We start from the raw sequence: 2,221 nt of genomic DNA on the forward strand, positions 1-2,221 counted from the left end.
CTTCTTCCAATAATCCTAATAACCCTAAAGACTTTTCTTCCTCTTCTAATCTTATTCCCCTCACTATCATTAAAGCCACCATTGAAGAAAGTTTAGAAGATTTATTTATAATAGAATGTGAGGGTTATTTAGAGAGTATGCAAGAAGATCTTTTTAATTCTTTACAAACAAATTTTTATCCCCATTCTTCTAATAATACTAATAATAAAACAAATTCTTCTTTAAATTCTAATTCTAAAGATTTAAACTTTCACCCTAAAGTCTTAATTGATAGATTTGCTACTTTTATTATTAATAATCCCTATCCTTCTAAAACCATAGAATTTAACAAGCAAGATAATAATTCTACTCCATCTAACAACACTAAAACCTATCAAGGAATTATTAGCTATGTAAAATATCTAGGAATTAATGAAATAGCACCTTTAAATATTAATTCTATAAACTCTAAGACAAAAACATTAAATTATAAACATTTCTTTTCTTTTAAAATACAATCTCCTCTTATAAGACTCTCTTTTAATAAAGCTAATAGAATTTATACCCATATAAACATTATAGAAGCCATCAAACAAACACTAAACTTTTATCAAGGAAGATTAGGTAAAGAAATTGACTTCTCTAATATTTATTACAACTATGAAGATAAAGAACTCATCTCCCAATATCAAGAAAGTGATTTAGACTTCATTAAAAGAATATCCCACAATCATGGAATATTCTTTTATGAAGATGCTTCTAAAATCTATTTTTGTGACCATTATATTAAAAACATTCCTAAATCTCTTAAATATAATCCAAACCCCAATAATATTTTAAATGAACCTTGTATCTCTTCTTTTTATAAAGAAGAAAGTATTTATCCTAATGTCTTTATCCATTCTAGTATCCAATCTCATACTCCTTTAAATCTTTTATCCTTACAATCTAGTAAAGCTCCTTATGAAATCCATCTCAATAATAAAGCTACCTATTATGAACACACTTATGAGAGTGAATATTCTTTTAGCCAAAGTATTGATTTAAAAACTTCTCCTTCTTTAAAAGAAAGAAGAATTATTACTTTACAAGAAAGCATTCAAGCAAATAGTAATATCTATCATTTATCTTTAGGAGAATTTATAAAATTAGAGGATTCTACATTTACAAACTCTAAAGAAGAAGATAAAGACAAGAATACTTTTTTAAAAGACTTTGTAATTATTGCAAACACACAAACTCTAATAGATGATGCAATCTTAACTCATTCTATAAATACTAATGATAATACTCCCCTAAAAGATTTAAAACTTAATAGATCTTATAGTAATACTCTCAGTATTCTTCCAAGCCATCTTATCTTTACTCCTAGTTTTAAAGAAAAGCCTAAAGCTCCTTTAAATACTCAAGGAATAGTTATAGGAGAGAGCAAAGAGATACAAAGTGAGAGAAATACTATTTATACAGATCAATATGGAAGAGTAAAGGTTAGAATTAATCTTTATGCCAATCAAGAAGAAATAGATAATAACTTTTTAAATTCAAACAATAATATATTAGATACAAACAACAATAACAATAATAATATAAACACTAAAGAGAATAAAGTCTCTAGCAAGGATACAAGCTTAATAAACTCCTCTTTAAGTAATTTATCAAGCAATACTTATAAATCTTACCACCATACTCCTTTTTTAAGAGTAGCAACAAATATTGCAAGTAACCATTCAGGTTTTTATCATACTCCAAGAGTTGGAGATGAAGTGATTGTTTCTTTTTTAGATGATGATATAGATAAACCTTATGTGAGTTCTAGTTTATATAATAGAACCAATCCAAGTTTAGTTAATCTCCCTTTTAATGATCATCAAACTTCTCTTTCTTCTAAAACCATAGGTGTTAATGAAGAAGGTTATAATGAACTTACAATGTCTAATATCAAAAACAAAGAACAAATTTATTTAAAGGCAGAAAAAGATTATGATGAATTAATCCAGCATAACTTTTCTCAAAAGATTTTAAATGATAAAGATGTGATTGTAGATGGACTTTATAATGAAAGGATTAAAAAGGTTCACACTCAAACCATAGATTTAGCTAAAAATGTCAATGTAGGAGCTGAATATTTAACCAATGTAGGTTTATCTAAAGATACCATAGTAGGATTATCTAATACTTTAAATGTAGGAGTAGATAATAAAGTAAGAGTAGCTAAGAATTCTAGTGAATATGTAGGAGAAAA

Annotated in this window: 1 protein-coding gene; it reads left to right on the top strand. The window is 26.3% G+C overall.

All coding sequences use genetic code 11. The annotated features are described in order from the left end of the window. A partial coding sequence (locus B6S12_RS11590; RefSeq protein WP_245892662.1) for a type VI secretion system Vgr family protein occupies window positions 1-2,221 on the top strand: 2,221 nt, incomplete at both ends.

The sequence above is a fragment of the Helicobacter valdiviensis genome, from assembly GCF_003245365.1.
GTDB lineage: Bacteria > Campylobacterota > Campylobacteria > Campylobacterales > Helicobacteraceae > Helicobacter_D > Helicobacter_D valdiviensis.